Raw genomic sequence first — 18,403 nt, 5'->3', positions numbered from 1 at the left:
TCAGTGTCCCGCCGTCATGCGGCCCGGGTTGAGGATGCCGTGTGGGTCGAACTGCTCCTTGAGCCGGGCCGCAAGGGCGGCGAGCGGGGCCGGCTGGGGCTGGAACACGGGGATGGAAGAGCGCAGCGGCGCGGGCGCGCGCACCAGGGTCGCGTGGCCGCCGCCGCAGGCGGCGATGGCGGCGCGGATCGCCTCGGCGCGGGCATCAGCGCCGGGCACTGCGAGCCAGACGAGACCGCCGGACCAGTCGTAGAAGGCCTTGCAGGCGAACCGACCGGCAAGCTGCGCGACGACTGAGGCACCGGCGGTCGGGGCGACGGAGAGGCGCCAGACGAGATCGTCGGTGCCGACGAACGCATCCGCATCGCGTACCGCGCGCCACAGCGCGCGGGAGGCGTCCGCCTCCACCCGCGAAACGGAACGGCCGGCCCCGAGAAGAGCCCGCAACCGCTCGAAGCGGTAGTCGACGGAGGGGCCGAAGCCTTCCAGCCGCAACAGGGTCGCGGGACCGGAGAGCGCATGACCGCGCGCGGCCAGATCCTGCGCCGCGGCGGCGGGCAGATGGGCAGCGGCCGAGACCTCGGCCGAGGAGCCCATGGCGGTCGTCATCGTCGTGGCGGCCTCGGCATCGCCAAGGCCGGAGAGCAGGAAGGTCGCCTCGGTCTGCGCCCGCGGCAGCACCTTCAGCGTGATGCGGGTGGCGACGGCCAGCGTGCCCCAGGAGCCGGTGAGAGCGCGCGGCAGGTCGTAGCCGGTGACGTTCTTCACCACGCGGCCGCCGGAATGAAAGATCTCGCCGCGCCCGGAGACCGCGTCCATGCCGAGCACATGGTCGCGCGCCGCCCCGTGCTTCAGCCGCTTGGAGCCGGCAAGGTTGGCGGCGATGACGCCGCCGAGCGTGCCCTGCCCCGCCGGGTTGCCGAGCAGCGGACCGTAGTCCAGCGGATCGAAGGCAAGTTCCTGATTGCTGGCCGCCAGCGCCGCCTCGATCTCGGCGATGGGCGTGCCGGGCAGCGCGGTAAGGACCAGTTCCTCGGGCTCGTAGAGCTCGATGCCGGCAAGGCCCGACATGTCGAGCAGATGGCCGGCCTGCACCGGGCGCCCGATGGCGCGCTTGGAGGCCTGGCCGACGATTTCCAGCGGTTCGTGCTCGGCCATCGCCCAGCGGACGACGTCGCGGGCCTCCTCCGCCGTACGCGGCTTGAACGTGTCGGGCATCTTGATCTTCTCGTCCTGGCTTGAGGGTTCGAGATTGGCGGGTTCGAGATTGGCGCTTCGTCGGAAGCGTGGACCGTCAGAAGCGCGGAATGTCCGGGAAGGGCAGCTGGCCCTTGCTGACATGCATGCGCCCGAGCTCCGCGCAGCGGTGCAGCTCCGGGAAGACCTTGCCCGGATTGAGCAGCTGCTTGGGATCGAAGGCGCACTTGACCCGCTGCTGCTGCTTGAGATCGTCCTCGGAGAACATCACCGGCATCAGGTCGCGCTTCTCGATGCCGACGCCGTGCTCGCCGGTCAAGACGCCGCCAACCTCGACGCAAAGCCGCAGGATGTCGGCGCCGAAATCTTCCGCCCGCTCCAGCTCGCCCGGCTTGTTGGCATCGTAGAGGATGAGCGGATGCAGGTTGCCGTCGCCGGCATGGAAGACATTGGCGCAGCGCAGCCCGTGCTTTTCGGAAAGCTCGCGCATGCGGGCGAGGACCTGCGGCAGGGCGCGGCGGGGAATGGTGCCGTCCATGCACAGATAGTCGGGCGAGATGCGGCCCACCGCCGGGAAGGCCGACTTGCGACCGGCCCAGAAGGCAAGACGCTCTTCCTCCGATGTGGAGACGCGCAGCGAGGTGGCGCCGTTGCGCCGGGCGATGGCCTCGACCTCGGCGAGCAGATGGTCGACCTCGGCCTCCGGCCCGTCGAGCTCGACGATCAGCAGGGCTCCCGCCTCGCGCGGATAGCCGACATTGACGAAGTCCTCGGCGAAGTTGATGGCGAGTTCGTCCATCATCTCCATGCCGCCGGGAATGATGCCGGCGCCGATGATCTCGGCAACGCACTGGCCGCCGGCCTCGCTGGAGGGGAAGCCGACGAGCGCGGCGCGCGCCGTCTCGGGCTTTTGCAGGATGCGCACCGTGACCTCGGTGACGACGCCGAGCAGGCCTTCCGACCCGGTCATCAGGGCGAGCAGGTCGTAGCCTTCGCTGTCGAGATGCTTGCCGCCGAGGCGGATCACCTCGCCGGTGATCAGCACCATTTCCAGGCCCAGCACGTTGTTGGTGGTAAGGCCGTATTTCAGCGAGTGCACGCCGCCGGAATTTTCCGCGATGTTGCCGCCGATGGAGCAGGCGATCTGCGAGGAAGGATCGGGCGCGTAGTAGAAGCCGAGATGCTCGACCGCGCGGGTGATGCCCAGATTGGTGACGCCGGGCTGGGCGACGACGGCGCGGTTGGCCGCATCGATGTCCAGCACCTTGTTGAACTTCATCATCGACATGAGCACGCCGTCGCCGAGCGGCAGGGCCCCGCCCGACAGCGAGGTGCCGGCGCCGCGCGGGACGACCTTGACCCCGTTCTCGTGGCAGTAGTGCAGCACGGCCGAGACCTGCTCGACGGTTTCCGGCAGGACCACGACCATCGGCATCTGGCGATAGGCGTTGAAGCCGTCGGTCTCGTAGACCCGCATGCCGATGTCGGTGTCGATGACGCCCTCGCCCGGCACCATCTCCTTCAGCGCCCGCACGATCTCGCCACGGCGCGACAGGACGGCCTCGTCGGGCTTTGGCATGGCAATGCCGCTCATGTCGTTTCCTCCCTCGACACAATCACGCCGAACTTAAGATCCGACGGGTGCCATCCCGCGTAATATCAAGGATAAGACGGATATGCGATGCCGGACGGTGACGGCACCTTGCAAAACATGCCAGACGGCTTGTCCGTTATAAAGCGTTGAAGATTTACAAGAACCAAGTCCGGTGCGTTGAAAATGACAGATTTTCCCGACATGGAAATCTTCGCCAGGGTGGTGGCCGCCGGCAGCATGTCCGCGGCCGGGCGAGAAATGGGCCTGTCGCCAGCCGTGGTGTCGAAACGGCTGCGCCGGCTGGAAGACCGGCTGGGCACGAGGCTGCTGCAACGCACGACCCGCCAGCTGGCGCTGACGGAGGCCGGACAGGGCTATTACAAGCGGGTGGTGGCGATCCTGGCCTCCATCGAGGAGGCGGAAACCTTCGTCACCCGCCGCTCGGCGCTGGCCCGCGGCACGCTGAAGGTCAGCGCACCGACCGCCTTCGGCCGGATGCACATCGCCCCGCATCTGGGTGCGTTCCTGGCCGACAACCCGGATCTTTCGTTCAACCTGGACCTGTCCGACGAGTTCATCGACATCGTCGGGGAAGGCTACGACCTGGCCATCCGCATCGCCGAGCTGGAGGATTCCAGCCTCGTCGCCCGGCGGCTGGCGCCGGTGCACCGGGTGCTGTGCGCCGCCCCGTCCTATCTGGAGCGCTGCGGCGCGCCGCAGACCATCGAGCAGCTGCAGAACGAGCATGCCTGCATCTCCACCACCCAGCAGGAGATCTGGCGGCTGACCGGGCCGCAGGGCACCGAGATCGTGCGCACCGGCGGGCCTATCCGCACCAATTCCAGCGAGGTGGTGCGCGAGGCGCTGCTGGCCGGGCTCGGCATCGCGCTGCGCTCGACCTGGGACATCGGTCCGGAGCTGCGCGAGGGCAAGCTGCGCATCGTGCTGCCGCAGTATCGCGCCTCGAAGAATGTCGGCCTGCACGCGGTCTATCCGAGCCGCCGCTTCCTGCCGGCCAAGGTGCGGGTGTTCATCGACTTCATGGCCAGGCTCTACGGCCCCTCCCCCTATTGGGACGAGGGCCTGGACCAGTGGCTGGCCCTGCCGGAAGACAAGCCCGCGGAAGCGCTGGTCACCGGCTGACACGAACGACAGGCACGCGGCGGCGCCCGCCGGCGACCGCCGCAACTCCAGCCGGCGCGCCTCCCCGCGCCGGCTGCTTTTTGTCCGCGGCTCTGGCGGAGGCGGAGAAAAAGCCATAGTTTCGAAAAATGCGACATGTTGCCTCGGTAGGGGCAGGATGACGCGTGCCGGGATCGTGCTAGTCTGCCGCGACTTGGACTCCGGGCCTGCCTGTCCCAGGCCTGTCTGGCATCCGGGCACAAGACGGACCCCGGTCCGACCGTTCAAATAGAGAAGTCTTGGGAGAAAAACCTATGAAACGTCTCGTTTTGCTGGCCGGCGCCGCCGTGCTCGCATTCTCCGCGGGCGCCCATGCCGAAGGCGATGCCGCCGCGGGTGAGAAGGTGTTCCGCAAGTGCATGGCCTGCCATGCCGTCGGCGAAGGCGCCAAGAACAAGGTCGGTCCGCACCTGAACGGTGTCGTCGACGCCGGCTGGGGCCATGTCGACGACTACAAGTATTCGCCGGCGCTGCTGGAAGGCAAGGAAGCCGGCAAGACCTGGGATGCCGAGACGCTGTCGGCCTATCTCGAGGCGCCGAAGAAGATCATCCCGAAGGGCAAGATGGCGTTTGCCGGCCTGAAGAAGGAAGACGAGCGCGAAAACATCATCGCCTATCTGTCGCAGTTCGCGCTCGACGGCACGAAGAAGTGACCCGCCCCGCCGCGGGCGGGAGCGTATGACGCGCGCATCTGCGACGACATGACAGTTTCAAGGGAGCCGTTCCCCCGAACGGCTCCCTTTTCTTTTGCGGGTATTTTGGGGGAGCCGTTCCCCCGGACGGCTCCCTTTTCCTTTGCGGGTATTGGGGGGAGCCGCTCCCCCGGACGGATCCCTTTTCCTTTGCGGGTATTGGGGGGAGCCGTTCCCCCGGACGGATCCCTTTTCCTTTGCGGGGACTGCGGGAGGGGGACCGCCCCTCTCTCTGGCGTCCTCAATTCAGATCGTTGACGTAGCCTCGAGGTCCGGCGGAGGGGATCACGACAACCTTCCGAACCTCGGCGAGGAAAGCACCTCGTCCGCCCACCCGCAGGATGTCATCCCGGTTTCGGCGCAGCCGAAGACCGGGATCCAGTAACCCCGAACGGTTCAGCCCGAGCCTCCGCTCTGCCGCCGGAACGCCGGTGACGGCTGCCTTCGCGCCACCATCCGCCCCGGCGGATACTGGATACCTGCCTTCGCAGGTATGACAGAGGTGGAGGTGGCGACGCGCTGCCGCCTCATGCTTGCCGAGGGTGCCAATGGTTCCCGGCTCTGCGCTGACGCGCGGCCGGGATGACGGCCGCGGGAGCCTCCCCTCACCCCTCGCCGTGGTCTTCCTCGCTGTGATGGCTGCGAATGCGGCGGACGGTGAGGAAGACGGCGGCGAGCACCACCGGCACGGCAAGGCCGGTCATCAGCTCCGGCGAGGGCAGCCAGGCTGCCAGCGGCCCGGTCTTGGCGCCCTTGGCGAGATAGGCGATCAGCCCCACCACGTAATAGCTGACGGCGGCGACCGAGAGGCCCTCGACCGTCTGTTGCAGGCGCAGCTGCAGTCGGGCGCGGCGGTTCATGGCGGCAAGCTGCGAGCGGTTGTGTTCCTGCAGCTCGACGTCGACGCGGGTGCGCAGCAAGGTGGCGGCGCGGGCGAGCTTTTCCGACAGCTTGACCTGCCGCTCCTCCAGCGTCTCGCAGGTGCGCATGGCCGGTGCCAGCCGCCGCGACAGGAACTGGGTGAAGGTGAAGTAGCCGTCCTGCTGGTCCTCGCCGAAGGTTTCCAGCCGCTGGCGGACGATGCCGTAATAGGCGCGGCTGGCGCCGAAGCGATAGGCGCTCTCCGCCGCGCTCGCCTCCAGATCGGCGGCAAGGCGCATCAGCTCGCCGAGCAGGGCGCGGTTGGCCTCCAGCCCGTCGCTGGTGCGCATGCGCTCGGCCAGCGCCAGCAGCGCATCCTCGATGGCCGAGACGCGCGGCATCTGGCGCTGCGCCTCGGCAAGGCCGAGCATGGCGAAGATGCGGTAGGTCTCCAGCTCCAGCAGCCGCTGGCTCTGGGCGCCGGCCTGCACCGGCGAAAGCGAGCGGTCGCCGACGAGAATGCGGGTGAGGCCGTCGCGGTCCTGGCGGAAATCGGTGGCGATGACCGAGGCGCCGCCATCGGTCTGCGAGACGCACAAGCTGGTGCGGTCGAACTGGGCGAAGCGCCGGGAAAAAGCCTCCCCGTCCGCCGGCACCACGTCGCAGCGCACGGCGACCATCATCGGCCCAGGTGCGCGGAAGCGGGCGCCGAAGGGGTGGCCGGCGGGCGCGGCCTCGACCGGGGCGGCGGCATCGAGCGGCCCGTCCCAGGTATAGGTGAGGAACTCGCCGTGCCGCTCGCGGCGCAGCGCGCCCTCGCCGATCTCCACCAGATGGTGCCGCTCCGCCTCGCCCGGCCCCTGCAACCCGAGGGAGCGGCAATAGCCGGCGAACCAGTCGCGGTCGGCCTCCGCGGCCGCCGCATCGACAGTGAAGCCGTAGCGCAGGAAGACGCGCGGCCCGATGAGCGGGCGGAACGGGCGGGCATGCAGCTCGCCGAGGACGAGATCGCGGGCGGGATGGGGCGCGAACCCCGGGAGATGCGGCTCCGCGCCTCGCGGCTGCCCCTCGCTGTCGCTGTTCGCCATGCCCAGCCCCTCGCTTGCCAGTGTCCCGTCCACGCAAAGAAATGCCCCGCCCGCGAGAATGACTTCGCGAGCGGGGCAGCATTAGGCCACAGACGTCAATTGCCGAGCAATGCGTTAGGTAGCCACAGGACGATGCCCGGGAACAGCATGCAGAGCGCAAGACCCATGAGCTGCAGCATCACGAAGGGAATGATGCCCTTGTAGATGTGCTGGATCGTCACGCCCGGTGGCGCCACGCCCTTCATGTAGAAGAGCGCGAAGCCGAAGGGTGGCGTCAGGAACGATGTCTGCAGGTTCGTCGATACCAGGATCGTGAACCAGATCAGCGCCACCTCGCCGACGCCCTCGAACCCGGCCAGATGGTCGCCGAAATCGAGCCCGGCGACGATCGGCCCGAAGACCGGCAGCACGATCAGGGTGATCTCGACCCAGTCGAAGAAGAAGCCGAGGAAGAACACCATGCCCATCAGCACGAAGAGGATGCCCCAGGGACCGACGCCCGCCCAGGCGATGAACTCGTCGATCAGGGCATCGCCGCCGAGCCAGCGGAACACCAGCGAGAAGCAGGTGGCGCCGAGGAAGATGCCGAACAGCATGGCGCCGGTGAGCGCCGAGCGGTAGCAGACATCCTTCATCACCTCGAAGGTGAGCTGGCGGTTGACGAAGGCGAGCAGCGTGGAGCCAAGGGCACCGACGCCGGCCGCTTCCGTCGGCGTGGCGAGACCGGCGAAGATCGAGCCGAGCACCACCACGATCAGGAAGACCGGCGGGATGAAGCTCTTGAGGATCATCATCCAGAATTCGCCGCGGGTGGAAGGGCCGATGTCGTCGGGCAGCGGCGGGGCGAGCTGCGGACGGATGCGGCACAGCACGATGATGTAGATCGTGTAGAGCGCCGACAGCAGCAGGCCCGGAACGATGGCCGCGACGAACACGGTGCCGACCGGGATCGACATCAGGTCCGACATGATCACCAGCATGATCGACGGCGGGATCAGGATGCCGAGGGTGCCGGAGGCCGCGATCGTGCCGGTCGCCAGCGGGATGTGGTAGTTGCGCTCCAGCATCACGGGCAGCGCCAGCAGGGTGATCATCACCACCGAGGCGCCGATGATGCCCGTGGTCGCGGCCATGATCGTGCCCATCAGCGTGACCGACAGGGCAAGGCCGCCCGGCACGCGCCGCGTCAGCACCTGCAGACATTGCAGCAGGTCCTTCGCGACGCCGGATTTTTCCAGCATCGTGCCCATAAAGGTGAACATGGGAATGGCCACCAGCACCGGATTTTCCATGGTGCTGCCGAAGATGCGGCTGGGCAGAATGACCAGTCGGGCGACGTTGAAGGCGCCCAGCTCCTGCGCCAGGAATGCGAAGCCGAGGCCGACACCACCGAGGATGAAGGCGACGGGAAAGCCGGTGAACAGCAGCAGCGCGAGCGCCACGAACATGTAGATCGGCAAAAGTTCCACGAAAGTCATGTTTCGAGCTCTCCGATCAGTCCGTAATCGGCCCGTTGGTGGCCACATCCTTCGGCAGGTCCGCGTGATGCGTGCCGGCATAGTCGCCGGAGCGCTCGTTCAGGTAGGACGGTCCGAAGAGATAGACGACGCAACGCAGCGCAGCGGAGACACCGGCTGTGAACAGCAATGCGAAGCCGACGGGCAGCATGCCCTTGATGACCCAGCGATGGCTCAGGCCCGTCTGGGCGGCCGAGACCTCACCGATCTCGAAGGACTTGCTGGCATAGACCCAGCCGAACGAGACGATCAGGTAGCAATAGGTCAGCAGGAACAGAATGATGCCCGCCAGCTCCATCCACACCCTGGCGCGCTGGGACAGCCGGTCGCGGATCAGCTCGATCCGCACATGTCCGTCGGCACGGTAGGCGAAGCCGAGGCAGAGCAGGAACAGCGTCGCATGCAGATGCCACTCCATTTCCTGCAGCTTGGTGCTGTCGACGTAGAATGGCGTGTCCATGATCGACGTGTCGAAGTCGAGCCACTTACGCTGGCTGACATCGTAGAAGATGATCAGCATCAACGGCACGAAGATCCAGGAGGCCAGCTTGCCGGCGCCCACGACCACGCGGTCGAAGTCGTCGGAGGTCTGCAGCATGGTCTCGTAGGCCTGCGGCGCACGGGTGCGCATGATCAGCAAGGTGATCAGCAGGATCGCCATCGATCCGATCACGCCCGACAGGCCGTCATAGGTGCGGAAGAAATTGCGAGGGTTGACGTCCATCGAGGCAAGGATGGCCGTCATTCCGGTGTCGGTGACCGCAAAGACGAAGGCGGCCAGGACCATGGCGGCGATGGCGAGCGACACACGCCCCCCGAGAAAGCCGCCGACGATGCCGAGCGCGAAGCCCGCAGCGCACAGGATATAGGCAGGAATGCCAGGCTCGAACGCCGCGACGAGTGAAGCCGCGATGCCGGCTAGGCTTATCAGCGTTGACATGGGAACTCTCTCCCCGACCGGGTAATCGGTGGACCGTACGGCTGCGCGGTCGGCGTCCGGCTCGCCGTCGGGCGCGGAGACCTTACCGGCCACTCGCGCAAACGACGGATCCGCACCACCGGTTCAGGCGGTGCGGACCCGCCCTGTCAGGCGATCCTGGTTACTTCTTGAGGTAACCGATGTTGGACCAGGTCTCGTATTCCTTGCGGAACTTGGAGAGCGACTCCCAAGCCTTCACGAAGTTCGGGTTCGCGGCCTTCTCTTCCTCGACGACCTCGTTCCAGGCGGTCTGGAGAGCTTCCAGGATGGCCGGGTCGAAGGTCTTGAGGTTGACGCCCTGCTTCTCCAGCTCGGCGAGCGCCGCGGACTGGATGGCCTCGCCCTCGGCGATGCCATAGATCATGTTGGCTTCGCAGACGGTCTCGAAGATGGCCTTGGTCTGGTCGTCCAGCGCGTCCCACTCGGCCTTGTTCATCATCAGGTCGAAGAAGGTCGACTGCTGGTGCCAGCCCGGGAAGTAGTAGTACTTCGCCACCTGGTAGAAGCCGAGCTTCAGGTCGATCGCCGGCATGGAGAACTCGGTGCCGTCGATGGTGCCGAGCTCGAGAGCCGGGAAGATGTCGCCGCCGGCGAGCAGCTGCGTCGACACGCCGAGCTTCTGCATGACCTTGGCGCCGAGGCCGAAGAAGCGCATCTTCAGGCCCTTGAGATCGTCGACGGTGTTGATTTCCTTGCGGAACCAGCCAGCCGCCTCGGGCGCGATGACCGCACAGACCAGCGACTTGATGCCGTAGGAGCCGTAGATCTCGTCGAGCAGCTCCTGGCCGCCGCCGAACTTCAGCCATGCGACATATTCCGGAGCGCTCGGACCGAACGGCACGGCCGCGAAGAGCGCGAGCGAGCTGTCCTTGCCGGTCCAGTAGCCCGGGGTCGACCAGGCCGCCTGCACGGCACCCGACGCCACGGCGTCGAAGGCTTCGAGCGCGGGAACGATGGCACCCGGCTCCTGGAACTTGAGGTTGATCTCACCGCCGGAAACCGCGGCAAGGCGCTCGGACACGAGCTTGCCCAGCGTGCCGAGCTGCGTGAGCGAGCCCGGATAGGTGGACTGGAGATCCCAGTCCAGCTTGTCCAGCGCGACGGCCGGCGATGTCGCACCGATCGCAAGAGACGCTGTTACGGCAACTGCAGAAATGAAAGATTTCACGTTCAGGTCCTCCCTAGGAACATTGTGCGCTCCAGGGACCGGAAACCCCGATGGCATGGCGGACGCAATGCCCTGCATGCCCCGACGTCGAAACGCTCCCCATCGCGCAACAGGACGGACACGGATGCCTGCCTGTGCCGGCAGATTGTCGCCGCACAACCTGGCCTGGCAACACCCATGCCCATCTCCCGCGGACCGGAAACCGGCCTCCCAACCGGAGAAAACCGACCCGCGCTAATTGGATAACAATATTGACCACTCAACGCAATACGGAATAAATTGCCCCAACCTACTTCAACGCCAAGAAATTTATTGCGTTGCGATGAATTTCCGCTGCGTTGCAATAAACAAGATCGGGACGATGGTATTCCAGAAGATCCATCACAACCGGACGGCAGATTCCGTTGTCGATCAGGTGGAGGAACTGATCCTGCAGGGGGTTCTGCGCCCCGGCGACCGGCTGCCGGCCGAACGTGATCTGGCAAAGAAAGTTGACGTCTCGCGCCCCATCCTGCGCGATGCCATCAAGACTCTCGAGGAACGGGGCCTGCTGGTGACCCGTCATGGCGGCGGCACTTTCATCGCCGACGTGATCGGAACCGTTTTCTCCGAAGCCATCGTAGAACTGGTGCGCAGGCACCCGCCGGCCATTGCCGACTATCTGGAATATCGCCGCGAGATCGAACGCACCACCGCCCGGCTGGCCGCCGAGCGGGCGACGGACGCGGACCGCGAGATCATGTCCCGGATCTTCCGCGCCATGGAAGCCTCCCACAGCAGCGAGGACTTTGCGCGCGAGGCGGAACTGGACGTGGAATTCCATCAGGCGATCGGCGAGAGCGCGCACAATATCGTGCTGCTGCACACGCTGCGCTCGTGCTACCGGTTGCTCGCCGATGGGGTTTTCTACAGCCGTGTGCAGCTCTATCGCTATCCGGGTTCCCGGGAGAAACTGCTGGAGCAGCACCGGGAAATCTTCGAGGCGGTGATGGCGGGCGATGCGGCGCGGGCGGGCGATGCGGCCAGTTCGCATATCGACTTTGTCGAGCAGGTCGCCTACGCCATGGCACGCGCAGGCAGCTGGAGCGTCGTCTCGGAGCTGCGGCTGGCGCAACGCCTGGAGAGCGAGCAGGACGACAGCAAGCGACGGCGGGCCCCCCGCCGACCGACAGAAGAAGCAGGAACGCTATGACAGCCACCGCGCAGACTGGCGCGCAGCCAGACGAGACACCGCAGGCGCCCAAAACCAGCCCGCGGGTCGGCCTTTTCGTGACATGCCTCGTCGACCTGTTCCGCCCGAGCGTCGGCTTTGCGGCGGTGAAGCTGATGGAAGACGCGGGCTGCATCGTCGAGGTGCCTGCGGCCCAGACCTGCTGCGGCCAGCCGGCCTTCAACTCCGGCGACCGGAAGGACGCCCGGGCCATCGCCGAGCAGGTGATTCGGGCCTTCGAGGGCTACGACTATGTGGTCGCGCCCTCGGGCTCCTGCGCCGGCATGCTGAAGAAGCACTATGAAGAGCTGTTCGAGGGCGACACGGCCGCGCAGGAGCGGGCCTCGGCCTTTTCCGCCAAGGTGTTCGAGCTGGTCAGCTTCCTCACCGACGTGCTCGGCATCGCCAGCGTCGAGGCGCGCTTCAACGGCAGCGCCACCTATCACGACAGCTGCTCGGGCCTGCGCGAACTCGGCATCGCCCGCCAGCCGCGCAAGCTGCTGGCCTCGGTCGAGGGGCTGGAACTGAAGGAAATGCGCGATCCGGACGTGTGCTGCGGCTTCGGCGGCACGTTCTGCGTCAAGTATCCCGACATTTCCAACAAGATCGTCGAGGAAAAGACCAAGACCATCCGCGAAAGCGGCGCGGGGATGCTGCTTGCCGGCGACCTGGGCTGCCTGATGAACATGGCCGGAAAGCTCAAGCGCGAGGGGTCCGCCATCGAGGTCCGCCACGTCGCCGAAGTGCTGGCGGGCATGACCGACCAGCCGGCCATCGGCGAAAAGCGGAGCCGCTGACCGCCTCCGGTCACGGGCCAGCGCACGGGAGCCAGCCTCACATGCAGATCACCTCGCCACAGTTCAAGAGCAACGCGCGCCACGCGCTGGACGATGCGCCGCTGCAGCGCGCGCTCGGCCATGTGCGCTCCGGCTTCATCGCCAAGCGCGCGACGGCGGCCGCGGCGCTGCCGGAATTCGACCAGCTGCGCGACAATGCGCGCGACATCAAGGACCACGTGCTGGCCCATCTGGACCTGTACCTGGAAGCCTATGCCGAGAAGGTGGAGGCGGCCGGCGGCCACGTCCACTGGGCCGAGACGGCGGAAGACGCTCGGCGCATCATCCTCGACATCTGCCGCAAGCGCGGCGCCCGGACGGTGACCAAGGGCAAGTCGATGATCACCGAGGAGATCGGCCTCAACGCCTTCCTCGAGGAGCATTCGGTGGCCCCGGTGGAGACGGATCTGGGCGAATACATCATCCAGCTGCGCGGCGAGCACCCGAGCCACATCATCGCCCCGGCGGTGCATGTGAACAAGGACCAGGTCGAGGCGGACTTTCGCCGGGTGCATACCCATCTCGACCCGGACCGCAACCTGGAAGAGCCGACAACGCTGCTCAGCGAAGCGCGCGCGGTGCTGCGCGACAAGTATTTCCAGGCGGATATCGGCATCACCGGCGCCAACTTCCTGGTCGCGGAGACCGGCAGCTCGATCATCGTCACCAACGAGGGCAACGGCGACCTGACGCAGATCCTGCCGAAGGCGCATGTGGTGGTCGCCTCGATCGAGAAGATCGTGCCGACGCTGGAGGACGTGTCGCAGATCCTGCGCGTGCTGGCGCGCTCGGCGACGGGCCAGGACATGTCGGTCTACACGACCCTGTCGACCGGGCCGAAGCGGGCCGGCGATCCCGACGGGCCGGAGGAGTACCATGTGGTGCTGCTCGACAACGGCCGTTCGTCGATGCTGGGCACCGAGTTCCAGGACATGCTGCGCTGCATCCGCTGCGGCGCCTGCATGAACCACTGCCCGGTCTATCACGCGGTCGGCGGCCACGCCTATGGCTGGGTCTATCCCGGCCCGATGGGCGCGGTGCTGACGCCCTCGCTGATCGGTGTAGACCAGTCGGGCCACCTGCCGAACGCCTCGACCTTCTGCGGGCGCTGCGAGAGCGTGTGCCCGATGCGCATCCCGCTGCCGAAGATGATGCGCCATTGGCGCGAGCGCGAGTTCTCGCGCAACCTCAACCCGGCGGCCGCCCGCTACGGGCTGGCGGCCTGGGCCTTTTTCGCCAAGCGGCCGGCGCTGTACCGGATGGCGACGCGCGTCGCCATGACGACGCTCGGCCTCATGGGCCGGGCGCGCGGACGCTTCTCCTTCCTGCCGCTGGCCGGCGGCTGGACACGGCATCGCGACCTGCCGGCACCGCAGGGCGGCACCTTCCAGGCGCAATGGGCCAAGGCGAAAGAGGCAAGGGCACGGGGCGGAAACGGCCCGGCAAACGGCGAAAGGGCCTCCGCATGAGCGATGCAAAAGCCTCGATCCTGGCCAAGATGCGCTCCGCCATGGGGCGCAAGGGCGACGACACGGCCCGCCGCGCGGCAGTGGCCGACCGGCTGCAGCGCGCGCCCAAGGGGCTGATCCCGGCGCGCGGCCAGCTGGCCCCGGCGGCACAGGTGGCGCTGTTCTGCGAGATGGCGGAAAAGGTGCAGGCGAGCATCGCCCGGGTGGCGAGCGCCGCCGAGGTGCCGCAGGCGGTGACCGACTATCTGAAGTCGAAGAACCTGCCGGCGCGGGTTCGCTTCGGCGAGGATGCGCGGCTGGCCGCCATGCCCTGGGCGGCGCAGCCGAACCTGGAGGTCGACCGCGGGCGGGCCGAGAATGCGGATCTCGCCACCGTCTCGCATGCCTTCGGCGGCATCGCCGAGACCGGCACCTTGATGCTGACCTCGGGCCCGGACAATCCGACGACGCTGAACTTCCTGCCCGAGCACCATATCGTCGTGGTGTCGGCGGCCGATATCGCCGGCGACTACGAGAGCCTGTGGGAGCGGATCCGCGGGATCCACGGCAAGGGCACCATGCCGCGCACGGTGAACATGATCACCGGCCCTTCGCGCTCGGCCGATATCGAGCAGACATTGCTGCTCGGCGCGCACGGACCGCGGGCGCTGCATATCGTGGTGGTGGGCGAGGCCCGAGGAGCCTGAGGCCGGGGGCCGGGCCTTTCCGGCCGCACCCGCCCTCACGCCCGTGTGATTGCTCACCATTGCGGATGCAACCGTTGCTGCGAGCTGATACATTCCAAGAAAGGAATGTGTCGGGAGGAAACAGCATGATCACGAGACGCGACTTTTCGCTGGCCGCGCTGGCGGCCGGTGCCGCCGGGGCGAGCCTGCCGCTCGTCCGGCCGCACTCCGCACGCGCGGCGACGCTGGGCGACGACGGGCTGTACAAGCAGGACTGGTTCGTCGAGAGCTTCCTGGACCTTGGCGACGACCTGGCCGAGGCGCAGGCGGCGGGCAAGCATTTCGTGGTGATGTTCGAACAGGGCGGCTGCCCGTTCTGCCGCAAGACCCACGAGGTGAATCTTGCGCGCGAGGACTACCTGCCCTGGATGAAGGAGAATTTCGCGATCCTGCAGCTCGACCTGTTCGGCGCGCGCGAGACCACCGATTTCGACGGCGAGGCGATGGAGGAGCGCGCGCTCGGCCGGCGCTGGCTGGTCAACTTCACCCCGACGATCCTGTTCTTCCCGCCCGACGCCGACGCCGTTGCCGGCAAGACCGGCCGCGAGGCGGAGATCGCGCGCATCCAGGGCTACCTGCCGCCTTTCTATTTCTACCATTTCTTCGAATGGGTGCGCAGCGGCGCCTATCAGAGCGAAGGCTTCCAGCGCTACTCCAACGACCGAGTCAACCAGCTGCGCGACAAGGGCGTGGAGACGGAAGACTGGCGGCTTGGCTGAGCGCGCCATGCCTCTGAGCAACCGGGTGTCCGCTGACGGCGGCCTGCATGCCGTCGCCGCGCGCGGCACGATGATGGGCAATCGCGGCGGCCGGCTGCACGATCCGCAGACGCAGACGCTCGGTCGGGCGCGCTGGCGCTCGCGCGCCTGGATCTGCTGCGTGCTGGAGTTTCGCGGCCGCAAGCGTCAGGTGATGGGCGAGGGCTATACCGAGCTGTTCTTCCTCGACGAGGTGACGGCAATGGCCGCCGGGCACCGGCCCTGCTTCGAGTGCCGACGTGCGGATGCGCTACGCTATCGCGAGGCCTGGCAGCGGGGACATGGGCTCGCCGCCCCGCCCAGCGCGCCGGAGATGGACCGGCAGCTGCATGGCGAGCGCACCGCCGAGCGCACACGCCTTGCCTTCGGCGAACTGGAGACGCTGCCCGACGGGGCGATGGTGCGGCTCGGCGAGACGATCCTGACGCGGCGCGAGGGGCGGTGGCTCACCTGGAGCTTCACCGGATATCGCCCGGCCGATCCCTCCGCCCTTGCCGGCGCGCCGGAGACGGGCGCAGAGCTGCTGACTCCGCCGGCAAGCATTGCGGTGCTGGCCGCCGGCTTCCGCCCGCTCTGGCACGGCAGCGCGGAGAGCGCCTGACAGGTCTTGATTCTGGCAGGTCCTGATTGTCGCAGGGACGTCTCGCCGCATTCTATCCCGCGCGAGGCCGGCGCATCTGTTGCCGAGACGCGCCCTCAAGGAGGGCGGCCCGAGGGGGCCGTTCGGGCGCTGCGACAACAGGACGGTTTCCCATGGCAAGCAGGCTCATCCGCCTTCTGGAATATATCCCTGTGTTCGGCTCCATGCTGCGCAGCGCGCGCCGCGGCGGCCAGACCGAGCGCTTCGCCTTCTTCTTCAATATCGTGGCGCTGTGGCTGCTGGCGGTTGCCTGGTACGGTTATCCGGTGCTGATCGTCACCATGCTGACGATGACGGGCCTGTATCTCTTCGGCCTCGTCTACCTGACCTCGGAAGGCCTGCGCGCCCGCTGGCGCACGCGGCGCTCATAAGGGTTGTGGCGGCGCACGCGAACCATCAACAGGATGCATCGATCAGGTCAACAATCCTGATTGGTCGCGAGGGAAAGGATGGGGCATGATCGTTCCATCCCTTCCCTGCTAGAAGCCATCCCATGACCACGCTCGCTCCCGGCGCCGCCCTTCGCGACGACCCTGCCCTTTCCCCTCTGGACATGGGGCTTTACGGCCTCACCGTGCTCGCCTGGGGCTTTTCCTGGTACGCGCTGAAGCTGCAGCTCGGCGTGGTGGCGCCGGAAGTCTCGGTGTTCTGGCGCTTCATGCTGGCTGCGGCGATCATGATGGGCTGGGCGATGGCGCGCGGCGCGCAGCTGCGCTTCCCCTTGCGCACGCATCTGCGCTTCGCGGGGCTCGGCTTCTTCATCTTCTCGACCAATTTCACGCTGTTCTACTACGGCGGCCAATACGTGCCCTCGGGGCTTTTGTCCGTCGTGTTCTCGCTCGCCTCGGTCTTCAACATGATCCTGGGCTTTGCGATCTTCGGCCAGCGTATCAGCCGGCGGGTGATGCTGGGCGCGTTGCTCGGCTTTGCGGGCGTCGCGCTGCTGTTCCGCCCGCAGATCATGGGCGCGGCCGACAGCGGTCTCGACGCCACCGCCCTGCTCGGCCTTGGACTGTGCGTTGCCGGAACGCTGTCTTTCTGCCTCGGCAACATGGTCTCCACCGCCAACCAGAAGAGCGGCATTCCGCTGGTCTCGGCAACAGCCTGGGGCATGGTCTACGGGACGGTGCTGCTCGGCCTGTTCGCGCTGGCGCGCGGGGCATCCTTCGCCATCGAATGGACGCCGGCCTATCTCGGCGCGATGGTCTATCTGGCGGTGGTGGCCTCGGTCGTCGCCTTCGCCTGCTACCTGACGCTGCTGGCGCGGATCGGCTCGGCACGGGCCGGCTATTCGACGGTGATGTTCCCGGTCGTCGCCCTTCTGGTCTCGACCGTGCTGGAGAACTTCCACTGGGGACCGGACGCCATTGCCGGCCTCGTCTGCGTACTCGGCGGCAATCTCCTGGTGCTGCGCTCGGGCCGCGCCAAGGGCTGAGGGCGGCGGCTCGCCGCCTATTCGGCAGCGATCAGCATCTCGGAACTCACATTGCCGATGGCCGCGCGGATATGGGCGCAAAGCGCGTCATGCACCGGGTCGGTGGCGGCGGCCGCGCGGACCATGGTGATGTCGCAGGGCGGCAGCATCGGGAAGCCATCGCTCTCCGACAGGATGCGCATGCCGGCGCGGATCGCGCTTTCCGGCAGGACGGCAATGGCAAGGCCGGCCTGAACGGCGCCAATGAGCGCCGCCGCGCTGGAAGAGGTATAGGCGATGCAATAGGGGCGGTTCATGCGGTCGAGCAGCGAGACCGCCTGGCTGCGCCAGGAACAGGTGGTGGGGCCGAGCGCCAGGCGCAGCACCTCCTCGCAATGCAGGCACTGGTTGGCCGGCGCTACCCAGTGGAGCGGCTCGCGGCGGATCACCTCGCCCTGCACCTTGACGCAATCGCCCGAGGTGACGATGGCAAGGTCGAGCTCGCCGCGCTCGATCATCTCGCCGGTAAAGGTCGACCCCTGGCACTGCACGGCGATCTCGATGGCCGGGTTGAGGCGGGCGAAGGCGGCCAGCACCTGGGGCAACAACCGCTCGGCATAGTCGTCGGGCAGGCCGAGACGGACACGGCCGACGATGGAGGGGGCCGAAAAGGCCGTCACCGTCTCGTCGTTGAGACGGATCATCCGCTGGGCGAACTCAATGAGGCGATGCCCGTCCTCCGTCAGGCGCGACTGGCGCCCGTCCTTGACGAAGATCGGCCGCTCCAGCCGGTCCTCCAGCCGTTTCATCTGCATGGAGACCGCCGACTGGGTCTTGTTCACCGCGTCCGCCGCCTTGGTGAAACTGCCGAGCTCGGCAATGGCGAGGAAGGTGCGCAACTGGTCGATATCGAGAGCATGGGCCATGGCTGCCGCCTCCGGCTTGCGCAGCGCGCCAAAAGGCCGCGTTCCGCGCTGACTGTGTCCTGATCTCAATACATCACGGATCAAGATCAATATCCATCGAAAACATTCGTTTGTTAAATCGATCCGCGCTTCATATTCTCTTGTCAT

17 protein-coding genes are annotated in these 18,403 nt (G+C 67.0%); 10 read left to right on the top strand and 7 right to left on the bottom strand.

Annotated elements, in window-relative coordinates:
* Entirely contained in the window at positions 1-1,218 is a 1,218-nt protein-coding gene (locus H7H34_RS03820; RefSeq protein ID WP_185924307.1) for an FAD-binding protein, read from the bottom strand.
* A 76-nt stretch (positions 1,219-1,294) separates the two neighbouring features.
* On the bottom strand, positions 1,295-2,791 hold the full coding sequence (locus H7H34_RS03815) for an FAD-linked oxidase C-terminal domain-containing protein (RefSeq protein WP_185924306.1): 1,497 nt from the start codon (positions 2,789-2,791) through the stop codon (positions 1,295-1,297).
* Positions 2,792-2,974: 183 nt separating this feature from the next.
* Between H7H34_RS03815 and H7H34_RS03810 the strand changes: the two genes are divergently transcribed.
* Together H7H34_RS03810 and H7H34_RS03805 are read left to right on the top strand one after the other, a co-directional pair.
* Positions 2,975-3,934, top strand: a complete 960-nt coding sequence (locus tag H7H34_RS03810; RefSeq protein ID WP_185924305.1) for a LysR family transcriptional regulator — start codon at positions 2,975-2,977, stop codon at positions 3,932-3,934.
* A gap of 293 nt (positions 3,935-4,227) precedes the next feature.
* Positions 4,228-4,626, top strand: coding sequence for a c-type cytochrome (locus H7H34_RS03805; RefSeq protein ID WP_120268610.1), 399 nt, complete (start codon positions 4,228-4,230; stop codon positions 4,624-4,626).
* 644 nt (positions 4,627-5,270) lie between these two features.
* Here H7H34_RS03805 and H7H34_RS03800 read toward each other — a convergent pair.
* The 4 genes from H7H34_RS03800 to H7H34_RS03785 form a co-directional block, all read right to left on the bottom strand.
* Complete coding sequence (locus tag H7H34_RS03800) at positions 5,271-6,614, bottom strand: DUF3422 family protein (RefSeq protein WP_185924304.1); 1,344 nt, start codon at positions 6,612-6,614, stop codon at positions 5,271-5,273.
* 95 nt (positions 6,615-6,709) lie between these two features.
* The gene (locus tag H7H34_RS03795; RefSeq protein ID WP_120268607.1) at positions 6,710-8,092 is read right to left on the bottom strand and encodes a TRAP transporter large permease; all 1,383 of its coding nucleotides are present in this window, start codon (positions 8,090-8,092) and stop codon (positions 6,710-6,712) included.
* Between the two features lie 16 nt (positions 8,093-8,108).
* The gene (locus H7H34_RS03790) at positions 8,109-9,071 is read right to left on the bottom strand and encodes a TRAP transporter small permease subunit (protein ID WP_209006145.1); all 963 of its coding nucleotides are present in this window, start codon (positions 9,069-9,071) and stop codon (positions 8,109-8,111) included.
* A gap of 160 nt (positions 9,072-9,231) precedes the next feature.
* Entirely contained in the window at positions 9,232-10,278 is a 1,047-nt protein-coding gene (locus H7H34_RS03785) for a TRAP transporter substrate-binding protein (RefSeq protein WP_199681145.1), read from the bottom strand.
* Positions 10,279-10,639: 361 nt separating this feature from the next.
* On the opposite strand from H7H34_RS03785, the gene H7H34_RS03780 reads away from it, so the two are divergent.
* The 8 genes from H7H34_RS03780 (at position 10,640) to H7H34_RS03745 (ending at position 17,351) form a co-directional block, all read left to right on the top strand.
* The gene (locus H7H34_RS03780; protein ID WP_120268606.1) at positions 10,640-11,470 is read left to right on the top strand and encodes an FCD domain-containing protein; all 831 of its coding nucleotides are present in this window, start codon (positions 10,640-10,642) and stop codon (positions 11,468-11,470) included.
* A complete protein-coding gene (locus tag H7H34_RS03775) occupies positions 11,467-12,285 on the top strand; it encodes a (Fe-S)-binding protein (protein ID WP_185924303.1) in 819 nt (272 codons plus the stop codon). Before H7H34_RS03780 ends, H7H34_RS03775 begins: the two co-directional genes overlap by 4 nt.
* Before the next feature lie 41 nt (positions 12,286-12,326).
* Positions 12,327-13,793: a LutB/LldF family L-lactate oxidation iron-sulfur protein gene (locus H7H34_RS03770; protein ID WP_185924302.1), complete on the top strand. Its 1,467-nt coding sequence runs from the start codon at positions 12,327-12,329 to the stop codon at positions 13,791-13,793.
* Positions 13,790-14,479, top strand: coding sequence for a LutC/YkgG family protein (locus H7H34_RS03765; RefSeq protein ID WP_185924301.1), 690 nt, complete (start codon positions 13,790-13,792; stop codon positions 14,477-14,479). The genes H7H34_RS03770 and H7H34_RS03765 overlap by 4 nt, the downstream gene beginning before the upstream one ends.
* A gap of 125 nt (positions 14,480-14,604) precedes the next feature.
* Positions 14,605-15,237, top strand: coding sequence for a thioredoxin family protein (locus tag H7H34_RS03760; RefSeq protein ID WP_097175758.1), 633 nt, complete (start codon positions 14,605-14,607; stop codon positions 15,235-15,237).
* A gap of 7 nt (positions 15,238-15,244) precedes the next feature.
* Positions 15,245-15,877 carry a hypothetical protein gene (locus H7H34_RS03755; protein ID WP_185924300.1) on the top strand — a complete coding sequence of 211 codons (633 nt, stop codon included), beginning with the start codon at positions 15,245-15,247 and terminating at the stop codon, positions 15,875-15,877.
* 152 nt (positions 15,878-16,029) lie between these two features.
* On the top strand, positions 16,030-16,287 hold the full coding sequence (locus tag H7H34_RS03750) for a hypothetical protein (RefSeq protein WP_185924299.1): 258 nt from the start codon (positions 16,030-16,032) through the stop codon (positions 16,285-16,287).
* A gap of 122 nt (positions 16,288-16,409) precedes the next feature.
* Complete coding sequence (locus tag H7H34_RS03745; protein ID WP_120268599.1) at positions 16,410-17,351, top strand: DMT family transporter; 942 nt, start codon at positions 16,410-16,412, stop codon at positions 17,349-17,351.
* A gap of 17 nt (positions 17,352-17,368) precedes the next feature.
* Here the strand turns inward: H7H34_RS03745 and H7H34_RS03740 are convergent, their stop codons facing one another.
* Positions 17,369-18,256: a LysR substrate-binding domain-containing protein gene (locus tag H7H34_RS03740; RefSeq protein ID WP_185924298.1), complete on the bottom strand. Its 888-nt coding sequence runs from the start codon at positions 18,254-18,256 to the stop codon at positions 17,369-17,371.
* Positions 18,257-18,403 lie beyond the last annotated feature (147 nt).

Source organism: Stappia sp. 28M-7 (genome assembly GCF_014252955.1).
Classification (GTDB): domain Bacteria; phylum Pseudomonadota; class Alphaproteobacteria; order Rhizobiales; family Stappiaceae; genus Stappia.
The sequence above is the reverse complement of the archived record's forward strand: the minus strand, read 5'-3'. Positions and strand labels throughout refer to the sequence as shown.